A 308-nucleotide genomic window follows, 5' to 3' on the forward strand; every position below is an offset into this window, starting at 1 on the left:
ACTAAACAGAGTTTATTTTTATTATTTTAAAGTTATTTGATTAATCTACCTACAAATTTTTCTATTCTATTAATAGCCAGTTTTAAATCATTGATACTATAAGCATAAGAGCATCTGATGAATCCTTCGCCACTATCACCAAATGCTGTAGTACCAGGTACAGCATTTGGTGATAGTGGCGAAGGATTCATCAGATGCTCTTATGCTTATAGTATCAATGATTTAAAACTGGCTATTAATAGAATAGAAAAATTTGTAGGTAGATTAATCAAATAACTTTAAAATAATAAAAATAAACTCTGTTTAGT

1 pseudogene is annotated in these 308 nt (G+C 27.6%); it reads left to right on the top strand.

The window, feature by feature from the left end:
- Positions 1 to 144: 144 nt before the first annotated feature.
- Positions 145 to 276, top strand: a pseudogene (locus AACQ14_RS23760) (pyridoxal phosphate-dependent aminotransferase); the annotation flags it as partial.
- Between the last annotated feature and the right edge of the window lie 32 nt (positions 277 to 308).

Source organism: Vallitalea maricola (assembly GCF_036985595.1).
Taxonomy (GTDB): domain Bacteria; phylum Bacillota; class Clostridia; order Lachnospirales; family Vallitaleaceae; genus Vallitalea; species Vallitalea maricola.